20 protein-coding genes, 1 tRNA gene, 1 pseudogene and 1 riboswitch are annotated in these 21,667 nt (G+C 65.3%); of the genes and pseudogenes, 11 read left to right on the forward strand and 11 right to left on the reverse strand.

Features of this window, described 5'->3' with window-relative positions; all coding sequences use genetic code 11:
* Positions 1–44: 44 nt before the first annotated feature.
* From AB4Z38_RS13520 to AB4Z38_RS13530, 3 genes are read right to left on the reverse strand one after another with little or no spacing between them, the layout of a single operon-like run.
* Positions 45–851 (reverse strand): energy-coupling factor transporter transmembrane component T family protein, encoded by an 807-nt coding sequence (locus AB4Z38_RS13520; RefSeq protein ID WP_441430193.1) that lies wholly within the window; start codon positions 849–851, stop codon positions 45–47.
* A complete protein-coding gene (locus AB4Z38_RS13525; protein WP_441430194.1) occupies positions 848–2,464 on the reverse strand; it encodes an ABC transporter ATP-binding protein in 1,617 nt (538 codons plus the stop codon). The genes AB4Z38_RS13520 and AB4Z38_RS13525 overlap by 4 nt, the downstream gene beginning before the upstream one ends.
* Positions 2,464–3,093, reverse strand: coding sequence for an ECF transporter S component (locus tag AB4Z38_RS13530; RefSeq protein ID WP_345448478.1), 630 nt, complete (start codon positions 3,091–3,093; stop codon positions 2,464–2,466). The genes AB4Z38_RS13525 and AB4Z38_RS13530 overlap by 1 nt, the downstream gene beginning before the upstream one ends.
* Positions 3,094–3,169: 76 nt before the next feature.
* Positions 3,170–3,306: riboswitch (TPP riboswitch) on the reverse strand.
* A 148-nt stretch (positions 3,307–3,454) separates the two neighbouring features.
* On the opposite strand from AB4Z38_RS13530, the gene AB4Z38_RS13535 reads away from it, so the two are divergent.
* Together AB4Z38_RS13535 and AB4Z38_RS13540 are read left to right on the forward strand one after the other, a co-directional pair.
* A complete protein-coding gene (locus tag AB4Z38_RS13535; protein ID WP_441430195.1) occupies positions 3,455–4,216 on the forward strand; it encodes an NUDIX hydrolase in 762 nt (253 codons plus the stop codon).
* A gap of 51 nt (positions 4,217–4,267) precedes the next feature.
* Positions 4,268–4,528, forward strand: coding sequence for a DUF4235 domain-containing protein (locus AB4Z38_RS13540; RefSeq protein WP_059389844.1), 261 nt, complete (start codon positions 4,268–4,270; stop codon positions 4,526–4,528).
* A 140-nt stretch (positions 4,529–4,668) separates the two neighbouring features.
* Here the strand turns inward: AB4Z38_RS13540 and mnhG are convergent.
* From mnhG to AB4Z38_RS13570, 6 genes and pseudogenes are all read right to left on the reverse strand, one after another.
* Positions 4,669–5,049, reverse strand: a pseudogene (gene mnhG, locus AB4Z38_RS13545) (monovalent cation/H(+) antiporter subunit G); the annotation flags it as partial.
* On the reverse strand, positions 5,039–5,317 hold the full coding sequence (locus tag AB4Z38_RS13550; RefSeq protein ID WP_441430196.1) for a monovalent cation/H+ antiporter complex subunit F: 279 nt from the start codon (positions 5,315–5,317) through the stop codon (positions 5,039–5,041). The gene AB4Z38_RS13550 and the pseudogene mnhG, both read right to left, overlap by 11 nt.
* Positions 5,314–5,880 carry a Na+/H+ antiporter subunit E gene (locus tag AB4Z38_RS13555; protein ID WP_441430197.1) on the reverse strand — a complete coding sequence of 189 codons (567 nt, stop codon included), beginning with the start codon at positions 5,878–5,880 and terminating at the stop codon, positions 5,314–5,316. Before AB4Z38_RS13555 ends, AB4Z38_RS13550 begins: the two co-directional genes overlap by 4 nt.
* On the reverse strand, positions 5,877–7,448 hold the full coding sequence (locus tag AB4Z38_RS13560; RefSeq protein ID WP_441430198.1) for a Na+/H+ antiporter subunit D: 1,572 nt from the start codon (positions 7,446–7,448) through the stop codon (positions 5,877–5,879). The genes AB4Z38_RS13555 and AB4Z38_RS13560 overlap by 4 nt, the downstream gene beginning before the upstream one ends.
* Positions 7,445–7,900: a Na(+)/H(+) antiporter subunit C gene (locus AB4Z38_RS13565; RefSeq protein WP_441430199.1), complete on the reverse strand. Its 456-nt coding sequence runs from the start codon at positions 7,898–7,900 to the stop codon at positions 7,445–7,447. The genes AB4Z38_RS13560 and AB4Z38_RS13565 overlap by 4 nt, the downstream gene beginning before the upstream one ends.
* The gene (locus tag AB4Z38_RS13570) at positions 7,897–10,995 is read right to left on the reverse strand and encodes a Na+/H+ antiporter subunit A (RefSeq protein WP_441430200.1); all 3,099 of its coding nucleotides are present in this window, start codon (positions 10,993–10,995) and stop codon (positions 7,897–7,899) included. Before AB4Z38_RS13570 ends, AB4Z38_RS13565 begins: the two co-directional genes overlap by 4 nt.
* An 86-nt stretch (positions 10,996–11,081) precedes the next feature.
* Here AB4Z38_RS13570 and AB4Z38_RS13575 point away from each other — a divergent pair, with 86 nt between their 5' ends.
* The 6 genes from AB4Z38_RS13575 to AB4Z38_RS13600 all read left to right on the forward strand — a co-directional run bounded on the left by AB4Z38_RS13575 (position 11,082) and on the right by AB4Z38_RS13600 (position 17,933).
* Complete coding sequence (locus AB4Z38_RS13575) at positions 11,082–12,485, forward strand: MFS transporter (RefSeq protein WP_441430201.1); 1,404 nt, start codon at positions 11,082–11,084, stop codon at positions 12,483–12,485.
* Between the two features lie 99 nt (positions 12,486–12,584).
* Positions 12,585–13,751 (forward strand): ROK family transcriptional regulator, encoded by a 1,167-nt coding sequence (locus AB4Z38_RS13580; protein ID WP_441430202.1) that lies wholly within the window; start codon positions 12,585–12,587, stop codon positions 13,749–13,751.
* Positions 13,752–13,816: 65 nt separating this feature from the next.
* Positions 13,817–15,340 (forward strand): glycoside hydrolase family 3 protein, encoded by a 1,524-nt coding sequence (locus tag AB4Z38_RS13585; RefSeq protein ID WP_441430203.1) that lies wholly within the window; start codon positions 13,817–13,819, stop codon positions 15,338–15,340.
* Between the two features lie 35 nt (positions 15,341–15,375).
* Entirely contained in the window at positions 15,376–16,161 is a 786-nt protein-coding gene (locus AB4Z38_RS13590; protein WP_441430204.1) for a glucosamine-6-phosphate deaminase, read from the forward strand.
* Positions 16,162–16,239: 78 nt separating this feature from the next.
* Positions 16,240–16,722, forward strand: a complete 483-nt coding sequence (locus AB4Z38_RS13595) for a cation:proton antiporter regulatory subunit (protein ID WP_059389838.1) — start codon at positions 16,240–16,242, stop codon at positions 16,720–16,722.
* Between the two features lie 5 nt (positions 16,723–16,727).
* A complete protein-coding gene (locus AB4Z38_RS13600) occupies positions 16,728–17,933 on the forward strand; it encodes a cation:proton antiporter (RefSeq protein ID WP_441430205.1) in 1,206 nt (401 codons plus the stop codon).
* A gap of 51 nt (positions 17,934–17,984) precedes the next feature.
* On the opposite strand, the gene dcd is transcribed toward AB4Z38_RS13600, so the two are convergent.
* Positions 17,985–18,560: a dCTP deaminase gene (gene dcd / locus AB4Z38_RS13605; RefSeq protein ID WP_236813334.1), complete on the reverse strand. Its 576-nt coding sequence runs from the start codon at positions 18,558–18,560 to the stop codon at positions 17,985–17,987.
* 148 nt (positions 18,561–18,708) lie between these two features.
* Here dcd and AB4Z38_RS13610 point away from each other — a divergent pair, with 148 nt between their 5' ends.
* A complete protein-coding gene (locus tag AB4Z38_RS13610) occupies positions 18,709–20,466 on the forward strand; it encodes a CAP domain-containing protein (RefSeq protein ID WP_441430206.1) in 1,758 nt (585 codons plus the stop codon).
* A 169-nt stretch (positions 20,467–20,635) separates the two neighbouring features.
* Here AB4Z38_RS13610 and AB4Z38_RS13615 read toward each other — a convergent pair whose 3' ends face one another.
* Positions 20,636–21,082, reverse strand: a complete 447-nt coding sequence (locus AB4Z38_RS13615) for a hypothetical protein (protein ID WP_441430207.1) — start codon at positions 21,080–21,082, stop codon at positions 20,636–20,638.
* A 237-nt stretch (positions 21,083–21,319) separates the two neighbouring features.
* On the opposite strand from AB4Z38_RS13615, the gene AB4Z38_RS13620 reads away from it, so the two are divergent.
* Positions 21,320–21,393 (forward strand) — tRNA-Gly (locus AB4Z38_RS13620).
* Positions 21,394–21,516: 123 nt separating this feature from the next.
* Complete coding sequence (locus AB4Z38_RS13625; RefSeq protein WP_264637052.1) at positions 21,517–21,651, forward strand: hypothetical protein; 135 nt, start codon at positions 21,517–21,519, stop codon at positions 21,649–21,651.
* Positions 21,652–21,667: the final 16 nt, after the last annotated feature.

The following is a 21,667-nucleotide window of genomic DNA, read 5'->3' on the forward strand; positions in this document are numbered from 1 at the left end:
CAGTTGTTGTCGTTATGAGGCGCCAAAACGACAACAACTGCGAGTCAGTTGGGCTGCTTCAGCCAGACGAAGTGCCAAGTACCTGCCCACTGAGCGGCCAGCACGGCCGCGGCTGCGATGATCAGCCCGCCAGCCAGAACCCAGACGTCCAAGCGACTGTAGGTGGATTCGCGTGCCCAGGTCCGCCGTCCACCGCCGAAGCCGCGCGCCTCCATGGTCACAGCCAAGCGGGACGCCCGACGGATCGCCTGGACCAGTAACCCGAAGCTTTGGCCGAGCATGGCCTTGAAGCGTTGCGGCGGGCTCCCGTGCGAGCCGACACCCCGCGCGCGCCGTGCCATGCCGATGGTCTGCCACTCCTCCGCCATGAGTCCCACGAGCCGCAGCGCGGCCAAGGTGCCCAGGACAAAACGGTGCGGCAGCTTCGCTTTCTGCGCCAGGGCATCGGCAAGGTCGGTGGGGTCGGTGCAACTCATCAGGAGAATGGCCGGCAGCGCTATGGCAAGGCCGCGCAGCATGAACCCGAGTCCCAGCTGAAGCGAGCCTTCGCTGATCGACCAGATCCCGACGTCGAGCAGTATCCTCCCGCTGTCAGCCGACAGGATCGCGGTGCTCCAGCCGCCAAGCGCTGCCGCGATGATCAGGGGCCAGCCGCGTTGCCACAGCAAGCGCACGGTGAGCCCTGCGAGGGGGAACAATGCCAGTTCGCCGAGGAGCGCCGTCGAGGCGGACACCAGGTCGATGGACAACGCCAACACCAAGGTGATCAGAAAGACAGAGACGAACTTGGCCAGCGGATTCGCGCGTGTCAGGAGGGCATTATTGCCGCGCAGCGTCAGGGTTTCCCTCATGCCGCACCCGCTTCCTGCCGGGCCCCGCCTTGGAACGCGGGCTCGAGCCGCATCTCGGTGCCTCCCAGGACAGAGCTGAATTCCAGGTCGTGGGTCACGGAAACCACGGATGTTCCGGCGTCGAGCAGTTCGGACAGGAACGACGCAAGCTCGGCCCAAGTGTTCGCGTCCTGGCCGAAGGTCGGTTCGTCCAACACCAGGACCCGCGGGTGCGCGGCGAGCACGGTGGCCACGGACAGCCGCCGCTTTTCGCCCCCGGAGAGCGTGTACGGATTGGCGTCCACGAGATGCCCCAGGCGCAGCCGCTCCAGCAATTCGTCCACGCGCTCCTCGCCGTGGCCAAGGTGCTTGGGGCCGAACATGAGCTCGTCGAGCACGCGTCCCGTGACGAACTGGTGCTCGGGCTCTTGGAACACGGTCCCGATCCGGGAGATCAGCTGCTGTGCCTTCCACGTGAACGGGTCGGTGCCGGCGCCGTCGCTGAGCCCGGCGGCGGCAGTCACCGTGCCGGACACCGGCGCCAATAGGCCCGCGAGGGTCAAAGCGAAGGTCGATTTTCCTGCGCCGTTGGGGCCGGTGATGGTCAGCGCCTGCCCGGCGAATACTTCGGCGTCGAGTCCGGCCTGCACAGGAAGGGGCGCGATCGTTTTGAACCCCCGGCGCCGCGGCCGTTCGCGGGACACCGCGAGCTCCTGGGTGGCGAGCAACAGCTCTCCCATGCTCCCCGCCCGGGAGCCGCCCGTTGCTCCGGAGCCGGCGGCTGTTCCGGAACGTGGCCGGGTGGCCGGCACGTACCCGGGCACCCAGACGCCTGCAGCAGTGAGCATGTCCCTTGCTTGCGCCAGAACGGTGTCGGGATCGCCGTCCACGAGCACGCCCGGCGTCGACCCTCCCGTGGAGGAGGTGCTGCCCGGCTGGAGGACCACGATCCGGTCCACGAGGTCTTTCCAGACGGAGACCCGATGCTCCACCACCACCAAGGTGGCCCCGGTCTTGTGCAGGCAGCGGCCCACGGCATCGCGGACCTCCAGCACGCCGGCCGGGTCCAGGTTGGCGGTCGGCTCGTCCAGGAGGATCAAGCCAGGCCGCATCGCCAGAATGCCGGCCAGCGCAAGGCGCTGTTTCTGCCCGCCCGAGAGGGCCGACGTCGGGTGGTCGAGCGAAAAGTTGCCGCTGGCACTATTCCGTAGCCCGACGTCGTCGAGCGCTTCATGGACCCGCTTCCAGATCTCTTCCCGCGGCACGCAAAGGTTCTCGGCGCCGAACGCGACGTCGTCGCCCAGCCGGGAAAGCACCACCTGGGTTTCGGGATCTTGCTGCATGAGTCCGGCACGGCCCCGCTGGGCCTTCGGCGAAACGCCGTCCACCAGCAACGAGCCGGTCTCGTCGGCGTCGTCACCTTCCTCGCCCAGCACGCCCGCCAGGGCATGCAGGAGCGTCGACTTGCCTGCGCCCGAGGGGCCAAGCAGTAGAACACGCTCGCCCGGACGGATGTCCAGGTCCAAGGCATGGATGGCCTGCGTGGTGCGGCCGGCGTGCCGCCAGCCCCAGCCTTGAGCGGAAATTGCGGCGGGTCGCACCACGGCAGAGGTGCCGGAATCAGGACTGGGCATCAGGAAAAGACGGGCTCCGAGGCGGCTTTGCGGGACGCGAACGCGCTCAGCACACCGGTCTTGGCCAGGCCGCGGGTAGCGATCCAGGACAGGGCACCGGCAATGACGGCCCCGGAGATCGTGCAGAAGACGATGTACGCGAGCTTGTCGACCGGTTCGTAGGCGATGTTCCAGCCCCACGGCAGGAAGGAGTCGTTCAGACCGCAGAACAGACCTGCACCGGCACCGGCCAGCAGGGACACCGGCAGGTTGAACTTCTTGTACATGAAGGCCAGGAAGATGAGTTCCGCGCCGAGGCCCTGGAGCAGGCCCGAGATCAGGACCGTGGTGCCGTACTGCGAACCCATGATGAGCTCACTGGTGGCGGCCACTGTCTCGCAGAAAATTGCCGCACCGGGCTTCCGGACAATGAGCATGCCCAACACTGCCGGAATCATCCAACCGCCGGCGATCAGGCCGCTCAGCGGAGGGTAGCCGGCGGACATGGGCGTGGCAACCAGAGCCATCTGGTCCCACGCCCAGAAGATCACGCCACCGGCGATGGAGATGAGTGCCGCCACGACGATGTCCACGACGCGCCAGTTGTAACCAGGCTTGGTGAGGCCCGGCCTTGCAGAAATACCAGTCATTTTGTCCTCCTGAGGAACAGGAGGGGAAAGTGTTCCCCGGTTGCCTGCGAGCGGCTTCCGCCGCGCCGGTTCCGGACACTATGAGAACTCGACTCCCTTGCGCCGGTACTAGCCGGATCAGGTTCGAGGGTCTGCGGCTGTCCGCACTCTCAGCGCCCGTCCTCCGTGCCGCATTGCTGCGAGCCCGACGGCGGCGCTCCCCTGTCGTTATTAATCCACCCTTTTGGGCGTGGTTCAGTTTACACCTTGGAGGGGTCGCGGGGACCGTGACGGAACGGATAGCGACGGATTCTGCTGGATCATCCGCCGGGTCAGCGCAGGCCGGCCCGGAATGGCGCGGACGCCTGCAGAAACTGGGAGAATGATCCAGCAGAATGTGACGCAGCAAGCGGGCAAAGGAGCGGTCTTGGCAGGCATTGGCGAAGCGAACAGCACCACGGTGGCCGAACCTAGGCTCGCCGCGAGCGTGATCCTGGTCCGCGAGGCCCCCGGTCACGATGGATTTCGCGGCCTGGAAGTGTTCGTCCAGCACCGCGTGACCACGATGGATTTCGCCGCGGGCATGGTCGTCTTCCCCGGGGGACGAGTGGACCAGGCGGACAGCTCCGGCTGGGACTTCGCGGACGACGTCGTCGAGCGGCACGCCGCCGCATGGCACCGGAGCAGCATCGCCGTCGAGCCCTCTTCCGCCCGGTTCAACGCCGGCCGGGTCCTGGCGGCCGCGCAGCGCGAGGTGTTCGAAGAGGCCGGGCTGAAGCTCGACGCCGCCACCCTCCGCCCGTGGGCCAACTGGGTCACCCCGGCAGACCAGCCCAAGCGCTTCGACACATACTTCTACCTTGCCTGCCCGCTATCCGGTGCCGAGCCCAGGCACCAAACCACGGAAGCCTCATCGTCTTTGTGGATGCCGGTCCGCGGAATCCTCGATGCCGAAGCCGCCGGAACCCTCAAGCTCATGCCGCCCACGCTGGCGCTGCTGGATGAGCTCCTCGCCCTCGGCACGGTGGAAGCGATACTCGCCGACGACCGTGACATCGTGCCCGTCCGTCCAAAGCCTGGAGCCTTGGAGGAGTTCTTCCGGCTGAGGCGCCGACCGCCATCCGTTGCTCCGGAACTGCCCTGAAGTGGGGTTAGGCTGGGGACGGTCCTGTTTCCTCCCGCAAGGAGTCCCGGAATGAACCTCCTCATCAAACTGCTCGGCACTGGCGTGAGCATCGGTGCAGGCTTTGTCGGCACCAAGCTCGTCAATGCGTTGTGGGAAAAGTCCACCGGCAAGAAGCCTCCCAAGGGGCACGATGACATGGAGGCAAGCCTTCGCTCGGCACTGACCTTCGCCCTGATTTCGGCGACCGTCAGCGCCGTCATCCAGGTATTTGCAAGCCGCAGTACCCAGCGCGCCATCTCGCGCTTCTCGAAGACGCAGGACATCGTCTAGGCAGACGGGCCGTTAGCGGCGGAGCCGCCCGCGCCCCCGCCGTTACGGAGGTCCCGGGCGCCCCGGCCGTTCCCTCCGCCGTTCCGGGCGTTCCGGCCGTTCCCGGTGTGGGGCATTGCCGAGTCCGCTTCCTGAGCCTTCTCCGCCGCCTGTTGACCGGCAGCCCGCAGCACCACGGCCTCGAGTTCGTCGGTGCTGAGCAACTCGCGGTGGAGGTGCTTGGTCCGGTAGCCTGCGCGGCCCACCATGTGTGCGGACACGGGCACGGTCAGCAGTTGGAAAATCCAGGCGACTGCCAGGATCGGCCAAACCCACCATTCGCGCATCTGCAGTCCGATGGCCGCCAAGACGAGGAACAGCCCCAGCACTTGCGGCTTGGTGGCTGCGTGCATACGGCTCATCAGGTCCGGGAAACGCAACAGGCCGATTGCCGCGCCCAATGACATCAGCGCACCCACAATCAGAAGTACCGCGGTCACGACGTCTATTACAGCATCCACTCCCGTGGCATTAGGAGTCATTGACCTGTCCTCTCCGATCGGCCACGAAGCGCGCCACCGTCACCGAGCCAACGAACCCGATCAGCGTCAGTGCGACGAGCAGCACGAGGTTGTTGAGGTGCCTGTTGACGGCCATGTCGATGGCAAGCGCGGCGCCAAGTATCGCGAGCAGAACGTCTGAGGCGAGCACGCGGTCCAGCAGGGAAGGCCCGACGGCGATCCTGTAGATCGCGCCTGCCGCCGCGAGGCTAAGAATCACCGCCGTGACGATCAGCACGAGGTCTTTCATGAGCGATCTCCCCTCGTTGCAGGCCAGCTTTCGGCCTGGAGTGCGTCCATTTCCGCGCGGGTGCCCATGATCCGGATCAGCGAGGCCTCCGTGTCCTGGACTTCTTTGCGCAGCTTGGCAGTGTCCACATCGTTGCGGACATTGAGCCCGTGGATATAGAGCGTGGACGTGGAGCGATCCACTTCCACCACCAAGGACCCCGGAATCAGCGAAATCACGTGCCCTGTGGCGGTCACCATGAGGTCGGAATGGCTACGCAGGGGAACCGCGACCACGGCGTTGGTCACCGAAGACCCCCGGAAGACTGCCAGGTACATGACCTGGAAGCTCGCTGCCACCACTTTGCCAAGGAACACCGCGGCGAAAGGAATGGCGCGCAGCACGTTGAATCGACCGCTGAGCTCCACGGGAGGCAAGTAGAAGACCCTGGCTACGACCACTGCGATCAGCGCACCGAACACCAGGTTGCCCGGGCTGAAGTCCCGCCAGAGCGCACCCCAGACGACCACCAGCCAGACCAGCAGGGGCAACTCGGTGCGGAAGGAAATCCGCTTGCGGCTCACTTGCCACCTCCCTGCGGTGCGGCGATTCCCGGAACTTTGGCATTCCCGCCGAGCACGGAATGGATGTATGCCGTACGGTCCAGCATCTGTTCCGCGGAGTTTCCGGCCAATTGGAACAGCGGACCGGCGAAGACGGTCAGCGCCACGCTGAAGACCACCAGCGCGGCCGTTGGCCCTACCATCGTCCGCGGAAGCAGGCCGACTGCTGCCGTGTCCTTGAGGACGGCGGCCGGGTACTCAGCGTCCTCGGGTTTCCGCCAGAATGCGCGGTTCCAGACGCGGGCAATCGCCAGCAAGGTCAAGAGGCTGGTGACTACGCCGCCCACCACCAAGGTGATGGCCAGTGGTGTCCCGAGGGCGATGCCCGCCTGCAGGAGTCCGAGCTTCCCCAGGAACCCGGAGAAGGGAGGGATTCCCGCGAGGTTCATAGCTGGAATGAAGAACAAGAGCGCGAGGAGCGGGGACAGCTTGGCAAGCCCGCCCAGCCTGTCCACGGACGAGCTGCCACCGCGGCGCTCGATCAAGCCAGTCACCAGGAACAGGCTCGTTTGGACAGTGATGTGGTGGGCCACATAGAAGACGGCAGCCGCGAGCCCGGCAACAGAAGACATGGCAAGTCCAAACACCATGTAGCCGATGTGGCTGACCAAGGTGAAGGAGAGTAATCGTTTGATGTCGCTCTGGGCTATGGCGCCGAGAATGCCCACCAGCATGGTGAGGAGCGCTACCACCATCAACGGGGTATTCAAGGTGTCGCCCGGGAAGAGAAGGGTCTCCGTGCGTACCATGGCGTAGACGCCCACCTTGGTGAGCAAGCCGGCGAACACGGCAGTGACCGGTGCGGGTGCGGTCGGATACGAGTCGGGCAGCCAGAAGGACAATGGGAACACGGCAGCCTTGATGCCGAAGGCCACGAGCAGCATGACGTGGAGCAGGTTCCTGGTGCCGGGATCCAATTCGGCCAGCTTGATGGCGAGATCCGCCATGGTGATGGTCCCGGTGGCTCCGTAGATCATCGCAATGGCGATCAGGAACAACACCGAAGACACGACGGAAACCACCACGTACGTGACCCCGGCGCGGATGCGCGGACCGGTGCCGCCCAGCGTCATGAGGACGTAGCTCGCCGTCAGCAGGATCTCGAAGCCCACGTACAGGTTGAAGAGGTCGCCCGTGAGGAAAGCGTTCGAGACGCCGGCCACCAGGATCAGGTAGGTCGGGTGGAAGATCGACACCGGTGCCTCGCGGTCGCCGTCGGCCATGCCCTGGCCGGTGGCGTAGATGAGCACCGCGAGGCTGATGACGGAGGAAACCACCAACATGAGCGAGGAGAACTGATCCACCACCATCACCACGCCAAACGGCGGCTGCCAGCCCCCTACGGTGACGGATGCGGTGCCTGTGGTCCATACCGAGGCAAGGAGCCAGCATTCCAGGAGCAAGGTAAGGGACAACAAACCGATGCTGACCGCGCGTTGAGCCAGTGGGTTCCTGTTCAGGGCGAACGTCAGTGCGGCACCGAAGATGGGAAGTACGACGGCGAGCGGCGCCAGGCTGGCGATGTTCACTGGGGGCCTCCTTCCTTGGCTGCTTCGGTGATTGCCGTGACGGGGAATTCGGACGTTTCCTCGGGAACCACGGAGTCGTCTTCGGCGTCAAAGCTGGGCGTCTTCGCGACCCGCCGGTCTTCGGCGTCGTCCTGGATGTCGTCTTGCCGTGCCAACGCCCAGGTCCGGTAGATGATGCCGAGCATGAAGGCCGTCACCGCGAAGGAAATCACGATCGACGTCAGGATCAAGGCTTGCGGCAAAGGATCGTTGTAGTCGCGCGGATCCGTCGACTTGCTGAACAGCGGAGCAAGTCCGGCATACCCGCCGGTGGCGAGGATCAACAGGTTGGTGGCGTTGGCCAGGAGCATGAGCCCCAGGAGAACGCGGGTCAGGCTGCGTTCCAGGATCAAATAGATCCCACAGGCATAGAGCACTCCCATGACGATCAACAAGGTCAAGTTGACGCTCATGGGGTCCCCTTCCCGGGCGAAGTGGTTGCCGACGTTGCAGTGGTTGCCGTCGTCGAAGTGGCGGTCAGGGCTTCGGATCGGGTGTCCCGTGAATCCCCGGCGTCTCCGCTGGCGGTCTCTTCGAAGTGTTCGTCGATCTCGGCTCCCAAGCTGCGCAGCACGTCCAGGGCCAGGCCGACGACCACGAGGTACACGCCGATGTCGAAGATCGTGGAGGTCACGAACTTGATGTCACCGAACAGCGGTAGCCAGAACTCGATGATGGCACTTTGGAACACCTGGCCCCCCAGAAGCAGCGGCACGAAGCCCGCCGCGGCCGCCGTCGCAAGACCGGTTCCCAGCAGCATGCCCGCGCTGATCGGTGCGGCTTCCCGCAACTCGAACCGTCCGCCGGCCAAGTAGCGGATGGTCAGGGCGAGCCCTGCGGTGAGTCCGCCGGCGAAGCCGCCCCCCGGAAGATTGTGTCCCGCCAGCAGGAGGTACACCGAGAAGACGATCATCGAGTGGAAAATCAGCCGCGTGACCACTTCGAAGATGATTGAACGCCGTTCCGGTGCCAGGGTTCGGCCGGCCACGAGCCAGGGGTCCGCCAGGGAACCGGCGAACTTGCGCACGAGTGCCAGCGAGGCGTCATCGCGCGAACTGCCCCCTGCAGCGGCGCGCCTTCCCACAGTGCCTTCGGGAACCGTGGCGGCCTTGTTGAGGCGCTCACCCCTGCTGCGGACAAAGATCAAGCTCGCGACGCCGGTAGCGGCGACTGCCAGCACCGAGATCTCACCAAAGGTGTCCCACGCCCGGATGTCCACCAACGTCACGTTGACCACGTTGAGTCCGCCGCCGCCTTCGTAGCCCAGCCGGGGGAAGGAGAGCGACACCGGCTCGGCAATGCGGGCGCCCATGGCGTAGATCGCCACGAAGATCATGGTGACCGCGAACGCCACCCCGATAATGACGCGAACCACCCGGTATTTGCCGCCGGTACGGTCCCGGAGCTCCGGAGGGAGGCTGCGCATCGCCAGCACGAAGGCCACGAGGATGATGGTCTCCACCAGCATTTGCGTCAAGGCGAGGTCCGGGGCTCCTTGCAACGCGAACATGAGCGCAATCCCGTAGCCGGTGACGGACACCATCAGCACGGCGAGGAAGCGCTTGTTGGCGCGAACGGCGGCGAGGGCGCCAACAACGATTCCTGCCGCAGCGATGAGCTGGAGCGGAGAATTCGGGTCGATCAAAAAGAGACCGCCCGGGAGCGGCTTGTTGGCCACGATAAGCGCCGTGAGCGGGACGGCGAACGCCACGGAGAGAATGACCGCCAGGTAGAAGTAGAGGGAACCGCGCTGCGTGCGTCCGGTGACCCATACGGCGACGTCGTCCAAGGCCCCGATGGTGCGCTGGTAGGCGCGGTCACCGTCCACCCAGTCCGGGACGCGGCTTTGCGCCCGGGACACGAGGTTCCGGGTATTGAACATCACGACGCCGGCCGCGAATGTCACGGCGGTCAGTCCCAAGGCGGGAGTCAGACCGTGCCACAGCGCAAGGTGGCTGGCGCTGGCTGCGCTTGTTCCGACCGAGTTTGTTCCGGTAGCGGGTTCTGCTGCAGGACTGGCAAAAAGTGCGGCATACGGCTGGATCCACCCGTCAACGGGATCCGGCCACAATCCGTACACGATGGTGAGGAAGCTCAAGATGGCGGGCGCCGCCAGGAAAGAAGGCTGGATGGCCTTGAACGGCGTCCGATCCACGCCCGGTTTGGTGGCGAACGCGCCCCACATGAAGCGGGCGCTGTAAGCGAACGTGAGGATGGACCCCAGGACCAGGCCGATGAGGAGGACCAGCCCCCACGGTTGGGAAGCAGTGCCCGTGCCGTAGTGGACGAACGCCTCGAACACGGATTCCTTGGCCACGAAACCTGCCAGTGGCGGCATGCCGGCCATGGATGCGGCGGCGATGCCCGCCACGATGGCGAGCGCCCTCGAGGATTTGTACACCCCCGAGAGCTTCCGGATATCGCGCGTGCCGGATTGGTGGTCGATGATGCCCACCACGAGGAACAGCGAAGCTTTGAAGAGTCCGTGCGCCAGCAGAAGCGCGAGTCCGGCCAGCGCGGCGTCGGGCCGGCCGAGGCCCACCACCATGGTGAGGAACCCGAGTTGGCTGACGGTGCCGTAGGCGAGGATGAGCTTGATGTCGGTCTGCCGGAGCGCCCGGTAGCCGCCTACCAGCATCGTCGCCAGGCCGAGCCCGAGCACCAGCGGCAACCAGTAGGGGCTTTCGCTGAACCCCGGCGCCATGCGCGCGACGATGTAGATGCCGGCCTTCACCATGGCCGCTGCGTGCAGGTAGGCGCTCACCGGGGTGGGTGCGGCCATGGCACCCGGGAGCCAGAAGTGGAAAGGGACCAGCGCTGATTTGGTAATCGCACCTACCAGGATGAGCACGACGGCGGCAGCGACCGCCCCTTGCGCGGGTCCCGTGACGAGGGTGGCCGCTTCAGTCATGATCGCCGAAATCCGGTATGTTCCGGCGGCCTGGCCCAGAATGATGAGGCCTACGAGCATCGCCAGGCCACCAGCGGTGGTGACCATGAGGGCCTGCAAAGCCGAGCGCCGCGCGGAAAGGCGGGTGCGCGCATAGCCGATCAGCAGATAGGACAGGACGGTGGTGAGTTCCCAGAAGACGAACATCATCAGGAGGTCGTCCGCCGTCACCAGGCCGAACATTGCCCCGCCGAAGGCAAGTAGTTGGGCCCCGAACCCGCCGAGGTCGGCATCCTTGTTCTTGAAGTACCGGGCGCAATAGACCAGGACCAACGCGCCGACCCCCAGGACCAGCAAGGACATCACCCACGCCAGGACATCCATGCGGAAGGCGAATTCAAGCTTGAGGTTCGGAATCCAGGGGAGGGTTTCTTCGATGAAACCGCCGGTAGGGTCCCCGCCTTTTCCGGGATAGACCCGGTCATACTGCAGGAGCAGCCAGACAAAGGCGGCGGCGGGAACCGCTGCAAGGACATAGAAGGCATTCCGCTGAAGTTTCCGGAAGATCCAGGGCGCCACAGTTGCCGCTGCAAAGGTCACGGCAAGAACTGTGATCACTGGAATCTCCGCAAAGTCAGGAATGAATTGTCAAAAGTTGGAGCAGGCGGTCAAACGTTGGGTTCGGTGCAGGTAGTTTATCAACCATGAACATGGCAACTGCGCCTGAGGCCCCGCACCCGGCATCCGAGCTTGCTTCAGGGCCCGCCCTGTCGAACAAGGGCCAGATCCTTGCGTGGGCATCCTGGGATTGGGGCTCTGCGGCATTCAATGCCGTCATGACCACCTTCGTGTTCACCGTCTACCTGACGTCCAGGGCGTTTGGCGGGGAAGACTCCGCGTCGGCTGTGTTGGGTGCCGCGCTGGCGATTGCCGGCGTCGCGATTGCGCTGCTGGCACCGGTCACCGGTCAACGTTCCGACTCCGGTGGACGCAGGAAACTGTGGCTCGGGGTCAACACCGCCCTCGTGGCTGTCCTCACAGGCTCGTGCTTCTTCGTTTTCCCCAAGCCCGAGTTCCTGCTTCTGGGTGTCTCGTTGGTGGCGCTCGGGAATGTGTTTTTCGAGTTCGCGGGCGTCAATTACAACGCCATGCTGGCCCAGATTTCCACGCCTGCCAATATCGGCAAAGTGAGTGGCTTCGGCTGGGGAATGGGGTACCTGGGCGGAATTGTCGCGCTGCTCATGGTGCTGCAGCTTTTCGTCCAGCCGTCTTTTGAGTGGTTCGGAGCTTCCACCCAGGACAGCCTGAATATCAGGCTCGTGGCTGTCTTCTCCGCGCTCTGGTTCTTCATCTTCGCGCTTCCGGTCCTCTTCGCGGTGCCGGAGCTTTCCGTCAAGAAAGCGGAATCCCGGCTGGGGTTCCTGGCCTCCTACGGTTTGCTGCTCCGCCGGATCACGGCCATCTATCGGACCAGCCCCCACACCATCTACTTCCTGCTCGCGAGCGCCATCTTCCGGGACGGGCTCGCGGCGGTCTTCACTTTCGGCGGGGTCATTGCTGCCGGGACCTTTGGCTTCGAGCTCAAGGAAGTCATCTTCTTCGCGATTTTCGGCAACGTGGTGGCCGCGGTTGGAGCCCTGATCGGCGGATTCCTGGACGACAGGATCGGGCCCAAGGCCGTCATCGTCATTGCCCTCATGGGACTCCTGGTCGCCGGCACCGTGATCCTGGTGCTTGGCAACGGCGACTACGTATTCTTCGGGACCCATTGGGCAGGCAGCACCACTTTCTGGGTGTTCGGCCTGTTCCTCTGCCTCTTCGTCGGACCAGCCCAGGCTTCCTCCCGCGCCTACCTCGCGAGGCTGGCGCCGGACGGCGAATCCGGCGAACTGTTCGGTCTCTACGCCACCACCGGCAGGGCGGTGAGCTTCCTGGCACCGGCGCTCTTTACCTTGTGCATTACCGTGGCGACCCCCCTGGTGGCCCCGGGCGGAGCCCAACGCTGGGGAATCCTGGGCATCATGGTGGTGCTCCTGGCCGGCCTGCTGGTGATCCTGCCCGTCAAATCACCCGACAAGACGGAAATCGCCACCGTTCCCGCTCGCTGAAGAGGGGCCGGCGGCAGCCCTGGTGCTTCGGGTGCGTTGATTCCACACAAACTGATGAAACCCTTGATTTTTAATTGTTAGTAGAGTTTACTAACTGGCATGGAAGCCCTTCGTGACCGGCCGCACACCGACCGCCAGCGCCCCGATCGAACCGGCGCAGCAACCCTGCCTTCCGACGGGCGCGCCCACAACCTCTCCTTGGTACGCCAGACGCTCCACTCGGCAGGAGCGATGAGCCGCGCGGATCTGTCCAGGACCCTGGGCCTGACGCGCGTCACGGTATCGGACCTTGTCTCGGACCTTCTGGAACGCGGCCACGTCGTGGAACTGGGGCACTCTGATGAAGTCCGCCCCGGGAAGCCGGCCATCCTGGTGGACATCAACCGCCGCGGCCTCCAGGTGATCGGCATGGATTTGGCGGAAAATTCCGTGCTGCGCGCCGCCATCCTGGACCTTGACGGAAACATCCTCGAACGGGTCGAGCGCACCCTCTCCGAGGAAACCGGGCTGGACGTCGTCGACCAGGTCCTCGAACTCGCTTCGGAGGCTGTGGGGCGCGCCACCGCCACTTTGCTGGGCATCGGCGTCGGGACCCCCGGTATCGTCAACGCGGACGGCGTCGTCACCACGGCCCCCAACTTCGAATGGAAGGACGTCGCTCTGCGCGATCTCCTCCAGGAGCGCACTGGCCTGCCGACCCTCGTTTCCAACGACGCCGACGCCGCAGTCCACGCGGACCACACCTTCGGCGGCGGCAGTGACGACATGGTCCTTGTGAAAATCGGCCGCGGTGTCGGTTCGGGACTCATCGTGGGGGGCAGGCGTGCCCGGGGCGCCCACTCCGCGGCCGGAGAAATCGGCCACGTCACGGTCGGCACCGACGGCGGAACCGTGTGCAAGTGCGGTAAAACAGGCTGCCTCGAAACCTGGATGTCCGTCCCGAGCCTGGAACGGGCCTTGACCGAAGCGGCGGCGAACTCCGAACCCGGGGCCGCGGCCGACGTCGTACTCCGGGAGGCAGGCGAGCGGCTCGCCATCGCCCTCGCGCCCGTGGTTGGCGCCCTCGATTTGGGCGAAGTGGTCCTCAGCGGACCCCGGGAGCTTTTAGAAGGCCCCCTTCTCAACGCCGTCCAGCAGACCTTGCTTGAGCGGCTATTGCACCAGGACCCTTCACCGGTGTCCGTCCGTCTCGCGGCAGACGCACAGGACATTGTCCTGCGCGGAGCCGCCGTGATGGTCCTGTGGAACCAGCTTGGTGTGGCCTGAGTGCCGCGCCGCTGCCGTTTCCAGCCCTGACTAACAAGCCAAGCATCCCCTCGAAGGAGCCGGACATGGAGACAATTCAGTCCCCCGCTACTCAGTCCTTTGCCACCGGGCCAGCCCGCGACCACCTCCGCCGCCTCGCGGCAGGCACCCTCATGCCCGGATTCACCGGCATCGCCGTCCCCGTCTGGATCCTTGAAGCGTACGACGCCGGGCTGGCGGCTGTGTGCCTCTACGGCACCAACGTGGCGTCCCCCGTCCAGTTGCGCGAGCTCTGCGCGGGGCTCCGCGCGCATTCGGCGAACACGCTCATCGCCGTCGACGAAGAGGGCGGCGACGTCACGAGGCTGCACTACCTCACGGGATCAACGCAGCCCGGGAACGCAGTGCTCGGGCGTTTGGACGACGTCCAACTGACCGCTGCCAGCGCCAGCGCCATCGGCCACGAACTCGCAGGCCTGGGCATCAATTTGAACCTGGCCCCCAATGCAGACGTCAATTCCGCTTCGGACAATCCCGTGATCGGCGTGCGCAGCTTCGGGGCCGAACCGGATCTGGTGGCCCGGCACACTGCCGCCTGGATCCGCGGCCTCGAAGACGCCGGTGTGGCGTCCTGTGCCAAGCATTTCCCGGGCCACGGCGACACCACCACGGACTCCCACCTGGCGCTCCCCCGGGTCACGGCCGACGCCGCCACACTGGATGCGCGCGAACTCGTCCCGTTCCGTGCACTCGTCGCGGCTCGCGGCGCCACGGTCATGACAAGCCACATCCTGGTCGAAGCCCTGGACCCGGACCACCCCGCCACCTTCTCCTCGCGCATCCTGCAGGACTTGCTGCGCCGCGAGATGGGATTCGACGGCGTCATCATCACGGATGCCCTCGACATGGCCGGCGCGTCCGCCCAGACCGGTGTTCCGGAAGCAGCCGTCCGTGCACTCATGGCCGGGGCGGACCTGCTGTGCCTTGGTTCTGAAACAGGACCGGCACTCTTCGAACAGACGCTCACCGCGATCGCCGATGCCGTCGAAGAGGGGCGCTTGCCCATGGAGCGCCTCGCGGACGCTGTTGCCCGCACGGCCGCACTGTCCTCACGATTCCCCGCTGCCACCGCAGCGGAAATCCAGGAGGCCGCCATCAGGGGCCAGCTCGGCCTGCAGGGCCAGCCGCAGCTTTCCGGTGTTCCTGGCGACCCGAAGGCGCTCGACGGCGAGCGCATCGCAGAGGCCTTCGAGGTGTCCGAAGCCGCCCAACGGTGGCTTGCACGGGAAGAACCCGTCGCGATCGTTCAGGTTGAAACCGGATCCAATTTCGCTGTCGGCCGGGTGCCGTGGGGCCCCGCTGCCACGACTTCGGCCGTAGTCCACGAAGGCGAGGTGCCCGACGGCGCGCGGGTCGCCGTCGTCGGGCGCGGCTTGGATGCCGAGCACCCGCTGTGGACCGTGTTCGCCCGTTTGAGGGCGGAGGGGCACGCGGTGATCGCCGTCGAGTGCGGCTGGCCGCGTGGCGGAGCGGACATCGTCACCTATGGTGCGTCCCTCACGGTCTCGCAGGCCCTGACTGAGCTGCTGAACGGCAGCAAAAAGCCCTGACTGTAGCGCGCATCACCCATCGACAGAAAGTTGCCATGGAAGTCATTGTCACGCCCACTCCGGAATCGGCCGCTTCGGCCGCCGCCCACGCCGTCCTTTCAGGACTTCCTGCCGACGGGGGAGCAGTGCTTGGCCTGGCCACCGGTTCGTCTCCGCTGGGACTGTACGCGGAACTCGCAGCTGCAGCGGCCGCGGGTCGCGTGGATTTCTCGGGCGCCCAGGGATTCGCCTTGGACGAATATGTGGGCCTTCCGGCGGAGCACCCGCAGTCATACCGCCAGGTCCTGATTCGCGAGGTGTGCGATGTGATCGGACTTCCCTTGGCCGGACTGAATGTCCCTGACGGTACCGGCACCACCCAGGCCGAACTCGAAGCCGGAGCGGCCGCCTACGACGCCGCGATCGGTGCTGCCGGCGGCGTCGACATGCAGATCCTGGGCATCGGCGCCAACGGCCATGTGGGCTTCAATGAGCCCGGGTCCTCCCTGTCCTCCCGGACCCGGCTGAAGCGGCTGACGGCCCGCACGCGGCAGGACAACGCCCGGTTCTTCGACGACGACGGCGATGTCCCGACCCACTGCATCACCCAGGGATTGGGGACCGTGCTGGATGCACGCCGGCTGGTGCTCATCGCCACCGGTGCCGCGAAAGCCGCCGCCGTCGCTGCGGCCGTCGAGGGCCCGCTGACGGCGTCGTGCCCGGGTTCGATCCTGCAATGGCATGCCGACGCCGTGGTGGTCCTCGACGAGGCAGCAGCGGCCGGATTGGCGAACCGCGGATACTACGACGACGCCGCGTGCGGCCTGGCTTTGACCCCCTAGAAAAGGCGCGGACCGCTTTATGCGAGCGGCTCGAGTGGCGTCATTCCGCCACCCCTTCAAGAGGGCTAGGGTGGACTTATGAACGTGGATGAGACAGAACTTCCAGGCCTCGGGGTCCGCAAGGATTTCATCACGGCCTCGGGACGCCGGATCGGTGTTGTCGAGATGCGGGAGGGTGAGACCGAGCTTTTCGTCTCCACGTGGGACGATCCCGATACCTGCCAGGCATCCATCCCGTTGACCGCAGACGAAGCCGCCGCCCTGGGCAATCTCCTCGGCGGACAGCACATCGCCATGCGCCTGGCCGAAGCCCACAAGGAAATCCCCGGCATTGTCACGCGGCAGTTCTCCATCACCGCGGACTCCCCTTTCAACAACCAGCCAATGGGCAAAGCCCAGATCCGCACCCGCAGTGGCGTCTCGATCGTGGCGATCATGCGCGAAGGCGAAGTGGTTCCCTCACCGGCTCCCGACGTCGTCCTTCACACGGGTGATTTGCTGGTGGCTGTCGGTACGCAGGAAGGTCTTGACTCTGCGGCTGCCATTCTGCGCAACGGCTGACGTCCATGGACCCCCTGGCCCTGACCCTCATTGAGCTGGGCGCAGTCGTTTTCTGTCTCGGCCTCTTGGCGCGCTTGGCCGGCAGGATCGGCATGTCACCCATTCCGCTCTATCTGGTGGGGGGACTGGCGTTCGGGGCGGGTGGACTGATCAAGCTCGATGGCATGCACGAGTTCGCGCATCTTTCCGGCGAAATCGGCGTCATCCTGCTCCTGTTGATGCTCGGCCTGGAATATACGGCCGCGGAACTCGTCACCGGGCTGAGGCGTTCGTGGCAAGCCGGTGTTTTGGACCTGGTGTTGAACTTCATACCGGGCGCGGGCATCGCTCTGTGGCTCGGCTGGGGACTTGTGGGCGCGATCGTCATGGGCGGTGTCACCTATATTTCTTCCTCCGGCATCGCGGCGAAGGTGATCACGGACCTCGGCCGGATCGGTAACCGCGAAACGCCGGTGGTGCTGGCCATTTTGGTGTTCGAAGACCTCACCATGGCCATCTACCTTCCGATCCTGACGGCGATCCTCGCAGGAGTGGGCTTTCTGGGCGGGCTCCAGACCGTGGGTATTGCCTTGGCCGTGGTCACCCTCGTGCTGGTGGTAGCCCTGAAACACGGCCATCGGGTATCCCAGGCCGTGCACAGCGAAAACTCCGAAGTCTTCCTGCTCAATCTCCTCGGGGCCGCACTTCTGGTGGCCGGCATCGCGTCCGCCCTCCAGGTCTCCGCGGCCGTGGGCGCGTTCATGCTGGGCATTGCCATTTCGGGGGCAACCGCCCACAACGCGACGAGGATCCTTGAACCGCTGCGGGATCTCTTCGCTGCGATCTTCTTCGTAGCCTTCGGCCTCAACACGGACCCGTCCAGCATCCCGCCAGTGCTGGGCTGGGCGCTGCTGCTCGCTTTCGCGACAGCCGTTACCAAGGTGCTGACCGGATTCTGGGCGGCAAAGCGGGCAGGGATCGGCGTTCCCGGCCGTTTCCGCGCGGGAGCTGCCTTGATTGCGCGCGGCGAATTCTCCATTGTCATTGCAGGCCTGGCGGTGACCTCGGGGGCCGTCCCGCGAGAACTTGCCGCCCTCGCCACCGCGTACGTACTGCTCATGGCCATCACCGGACCCCTCGCGGCCCGTTTCGTGGAACCGACAGTCAAGGCCTTCCGCAAGTCCCCGCGCAAACCGAAGGCATCGGAGCCTATTGCGTCCCTCGAGGCGTGAGCATCTGCCTTTTCGAGCCTTCAAAGAGGCGAGATCTCACGTCTCGATCCGCTAAACGGCCGTCCGGTGGAAGTTCAGGTGGCTGCGGCTCGCGGTGGGGCCGCGCTGGCCTTGGTAACGGTTGCCGTAACCGCCGGAACCATACGGATGCTCAGCGGCCGACGAGAGCCGGAAGAAGCACAACTGGCCGATCTTCATGCCAGGCCACAATTTGATGGGCAGCGTCGCGACGTTGGAGAGTTCCAACGTCACATGGCCCGAGAATCCGGGGTCGATGAAGCCCGCCGTGGAGTGCGTCAACAAGCCGAGGCGCCCCAGCGAAGACTTTCCTTCAAGTCGTGCGGCGACGTCGTCCGGCAAGCTCACAGTCTCGTACGTTGAGCCGAGCACGAACTCGCCCGGGTGCAGGATGAAAGGCTCGTCGCCCTCGACCTCAACCAGGCGGGTCAGCTCAGGCTGCTCCTCCGAGGGGTCGATGTGTGCGTATTTGTGGTTGTCGAACAGCCGGAAGAAGCGGTCAATCCTCACATCCACCGAGGACGGCTGAACCATCGCGGGGTCGTAGGGCTCCAGGACGATACGTCGGGAGTCGATTTCGGCACGTATGTCGCGGTCAGAGATCAGCACAGGATCAAAAGTACCGTATGCACCCCGTACCCCGTGGTGCCGGAGTGGCGCATGGGACTATAGTGCACCACATAGACTACCGTTACCGCTGTTGTGTCTGGGAACGGTGGAGCAACGCGAATCTGGGGAAACATTGAGACGAATTGCGGTGCCCGTTGCCGTGCTGGCGGCCTGCCTTCTCACGGTGATGGCCCCTGCCTCCGGCCCCCTGGCCGTTCCGCTTCCGCTCGCAGAAACCGCCGCCGCGCCTTCCACTTCAAGCACCACCGCAGGCGCTGAAAGTACGACGACGGCGTCCGCACCGCCGTCGGGATCCCGCCTTCCGCAAGCCGCGCCTGCGCCGGGGTCACCAACGGCCACGGCGCCTACCCCCGCAGCACCAGCAGCTACAGCCGCCCCCGCTGTACCCCCCGCAGGTGCCGGCACCGCGTCAACCGTCCAAGCGGCGACCTCGCCCGCACAGGCAAGCCCCGCCGTCGCCCCCGGCAACGGGACGTCGCCCCGGGCAGTGGGCGGCCCGCCCCCGCTGCCCTCGATCCCGCCGGCATCCGGCCCCGACCCGCTCCCGCAGCCGGATCCGGCTACAGCCCCGACGAAGTCCTCCCCCGCAGCCGTGCCGCTGGTCTCGGCGCAAGCATTGGTCAATGACGACAATTCCGCCCAGGTGCTGGCCGTGTTCAATGCCATCAATGCCTACAGGACTTCACTTGGCTTGAATCCGGTGAAGTACAACCCCACGGTGTCCACTCTTTCGCAGGACTGGTCCAACAACATCGCCAGCCGCCAGGTGATTGAACACCGCAGCAACTTCTGGACCGATCCCAGGGCCTTGAACCCCGACAACGGCGCGGGCGAGATCATCGCGGTCCGCTGGGATCGGAACGCCGCCCAGCTTGTGGAATGGTGGAAAAGCTCGCCGGCCCACGACGCGCTGCTGCGTGATCCCCGTTTCAACGTGATTGGCGTCGGAATCACCTTCACGGACGGCAACTACCAGACCACCCCCAATAGCTACACGATGTGGGGAGTGGTTAATCTCTTCGGCTACACCACGCTCCCCGCCGGCACGGTCAACAGCCCTGGCGCGGGCACAGCCCCTCCCCAACTTCCTGCCCCGACCGTCTGCGACCCCATCGTGAGGCACCAGCCGCCCACGCTGGACCTCAGCGCGGCAGCCATCCGCAGCGCGGGTGACCTGGTCGCCGTCGACCCTTCGGGCAACCTGAGGGACTACCCGGCGATCGGCAACGGCACGTTCGGTCCCGCCCGGACGGTCGGGTCCGGTTTCGCGGGGGCGAAAGAAGTGATGACCACGGATTGGGACCGCGACGGCGTGATCGACGTCCTCGTCCAAATGCTGGACGGCAGGCTCCTGCTCTACCCCGGCGTGGTGGGCGGAGGATTCAAAGCGCCGGTGTTGTTGGGCTCCTCGGGTTGGCAGTCGATGACCATGGCTGTGGGCATTTGGTGCGGCAACAACAGGCTCCCGCAAATTCTCGCCATTGATTCCAGCGGCGCGCTTTACCTATACCGGAACCTGGGGCTCACCGGCATGGTGGGGCGGACCCAAGTGGGCTCGGGCGTCAGTGCCATCCGCCTCAGCATGGTGGACTACGACGCCGACGGCTTCCAGGACCTGCTGGCCGTGGAGGCAAACGGGAACCTGCGGCTCTACCGCGGCTCCGGGCTCACCACGCCGAAGTCAGAAGCCCGGCTGGTAGTGGGAACCGGATGGACGGACTACTCCGGATTGCGCTCGCTCAACGGTGTCACGGGTCTCAACACCACTGGAATCGCGGGCCTGCTGAGCAACGGAGCGATCGAATATTGGGACCTGACTGGCGGACGCCTTACGACGCCGAGCACCCCGGTCACCGGTTTGGGTGGACTCAAGCTGGCGCAGTAGCTGGGCCCACGCCGCCAGGGTTCCCTGGGCGAGCGGAGCGAGGCGAGGGAGGCGCTGGGCCCACGCCGCCAGGGTTCCCTGGGCGAGCGGAGCGAGGCGAGGGAGGCGCTGGGCCCACGCCGCCAGGGTTCCCTGGGCGAGCGGAGCGAGGCGAGGGAGGCGGTGGGGACTACGCCTCCGGGGTTTGCTCCTCAATGACCGACTTGAGCTGCTCCAGCTGGACCACTTCGTCTTCCATGGTCTTCTGGATCATGCTGGTCATGAGTTTCTGAAGGCCCTTGGGGTGGTACTCCAGGGCGAACCGGAGGCGGGTATTTGGGCCCTCGGTGCTGAGGTAATAACCGCCGGTGGGCCGCGCAGGACCGGCGACGACGGCGAATCGCACTTCAGCGCCTGGCCTGGCTTCAATGATTTGGAAGTCAGCCGCGATCGGACGTCCGCCCGGGCCCGCCAGAGTCTGCTGGTAGACGGCGCCTTTTTCGCCGGCATGTCCGGAACGGAGGGAAATGCTGCGGATTCCACTGCGCCACAGGGGATTGTTCAGGCCGTCCACCAGGAATCGGTATACCGTCAAGGCGTCGCGACCAATGAGTACTTCATGCTCTGCAAATGCCACGGGATCCTCTTTCGGCGTACGGCTCTTGGACATAGCCCGGTTCCCCATGACACAGCAGCTAACTGCTACAGAATAGTCAGGCGCGGCGCGGCGCAACACACCAACGTCGAGCCTTAACCGAATCTTTACGAGCTGCGCAGGGAAATTGATGAGACCGTGATGCCGGTGAGTCTGTGTCTGGAACACCGCGCCATCTGCGCTAAGCTGGGATCTGCTCCGGCTGATTTGCGGAGCAATGCGGGCGTAGCTCAATGGTAGAGCGCTAGCTTCCCAAGCTCGATACGCGGGTTCGATTCCCGTCGCCCGCTCCATTTTCTTGCTAATAGTCCCCTTTTTCCCGGAACCGAACGGCCACCCGGATACAAGGTGCCCGAGCCTGAAGGGTGTATCGTCAGGAGCTAGGAGCCATTTCGGCTCTGCTCTAGGGAGCGATCATGGCTGACAAATCACCTCGCCAAGCTGCATCGAAAAAATCCGGCAAATCCATCAAGGAAAAGCGCGCGGACAAGAGGGCTTCAGAGTCCTCCGCAACAACGGTGGCCAAGCCGGCAACCGGCAACAAAAAGTGAGCGGCCATATAGGCGC

Origin of the sequence: Arthrobacter sp. 2RAF6 (assembly GCF_052115205.1) — a bacterium.
Taxonomy (GTDB): domain Bacteria; phylum Actinomycetota; class Actinomycetes; order Actinomycetales; family Micrococcaceae; genus Arthrobacter.

What these genes read in the sequence shown, in the direction of transcription:
- AB4Z38_RS13530 (WP_345448478.1), bottom strand. Translation starts at nt 3,093, where the DNA reads ATGACTGGTATTTCTGCAAGGCCGGGCCTCACCAAGCCTGGTTACAAC.
- AB4Z38_RS13520 (WP_441430193.1), bottom strand. Translation starts at nt 851, where the DNA reads ATGAGGGAAACCCTGACGCTGCGCGGCAATAATGCCCTCCTGACACGC.
- AB4Z38_RS13540 (WP_059389844.1), top strand. Translation starts at nt 4,268, where the DNA reads ATGAACCTCCTCATCAAACTGCTCGGCACTGGCGTGAGCATCGGTGCA.
- AB4Z38_RS13525 (WP_441430194.1), bottom strand. Translation starts at nt 2,464, where the DNA reads ATGCCCAGTCCTGATTCCGGCACCTCTGCCGTGGTGCGACCCGCCGCA.
- AB4Z38_RS13590 (WP_441430204.1), top strand. Translation starts at nt 15,376, where the DNA reads ATGGAAGTCATTGTCACGCCCACTCCGGAATCGGCCGCTTCGGCCGCC.
- AB4Z38_RS13595 (WP_059389838.1), top strand. Translation starts at nt 16,240, where the DNA reads ATGAACGTGGATGAGACAGAACTTCCAGGCCTCGGGGTCCGCAAGGAT.
- AB4Z38_RS13550 (WP_441430196.1), bottom strand. Translation starts at nt 5,317, where the DNA reads ATGAAAGACCTCGTGCTGATCGTCACGGCGGTGATTCTTAGCCTCGCG.
- AB4Z38_RS13625 (WP_264637052.1), top strand. Translation starts at nt 21,517, where the DNA reads ATGGCTGACAAATCACCTCGCCAAGCTGCATCGAAAAAATCCGGCAAA.
- AB4Z38_RS13580 (WP_441430202.1), top strand. Translation starts at nt 12,585, where the DNA reads ATGGAAGCCCTTCGTGACCGGCCGCACACCGACCGCCAGCGCCCCGAT.
- AB4Z38_RS13600 (WP_441430205.1), top strand. Translation starts at nt 16,728, where the DNA reads ATGGACCCCCTGGCCCTGACCCTCATTGAGCTGGGCGCAGTCGTTTTC.
- AB4Z38_RS13575 (WP_441430201.1), top strand. Translation starts at nt 11,082, where the DNA reads ATGAACATGGCAACTGCGCCTGAGGCCCCGCACCCGGCATCCGAGCTT.
- AB4Z38_RS13565 (WP_441430199.1), bottom strand. Translation starts at nt 7,900, where the DNA reads ATGAGCGTCAACTTGACCTTGTTGATCGTCATGGGAGTGCTCTATGCC.
- AB4Z38_RS13585 (WP_441430203.1), top strand. Translation starts at nt 13,817, where the DNA reads ATGGAGACAATTCAGTCCCCCGCTACTCAGTCCTTTGCCACCGGGCCA.
- AB4Z38_RS13535 (WP_441430195.1), top strand. Translation starts at nt 3,455, where the DNA reads ATGATCCAGCAGAATGTGACGCAGCAAGCGGGCAAAGGAGCGGTCTTG.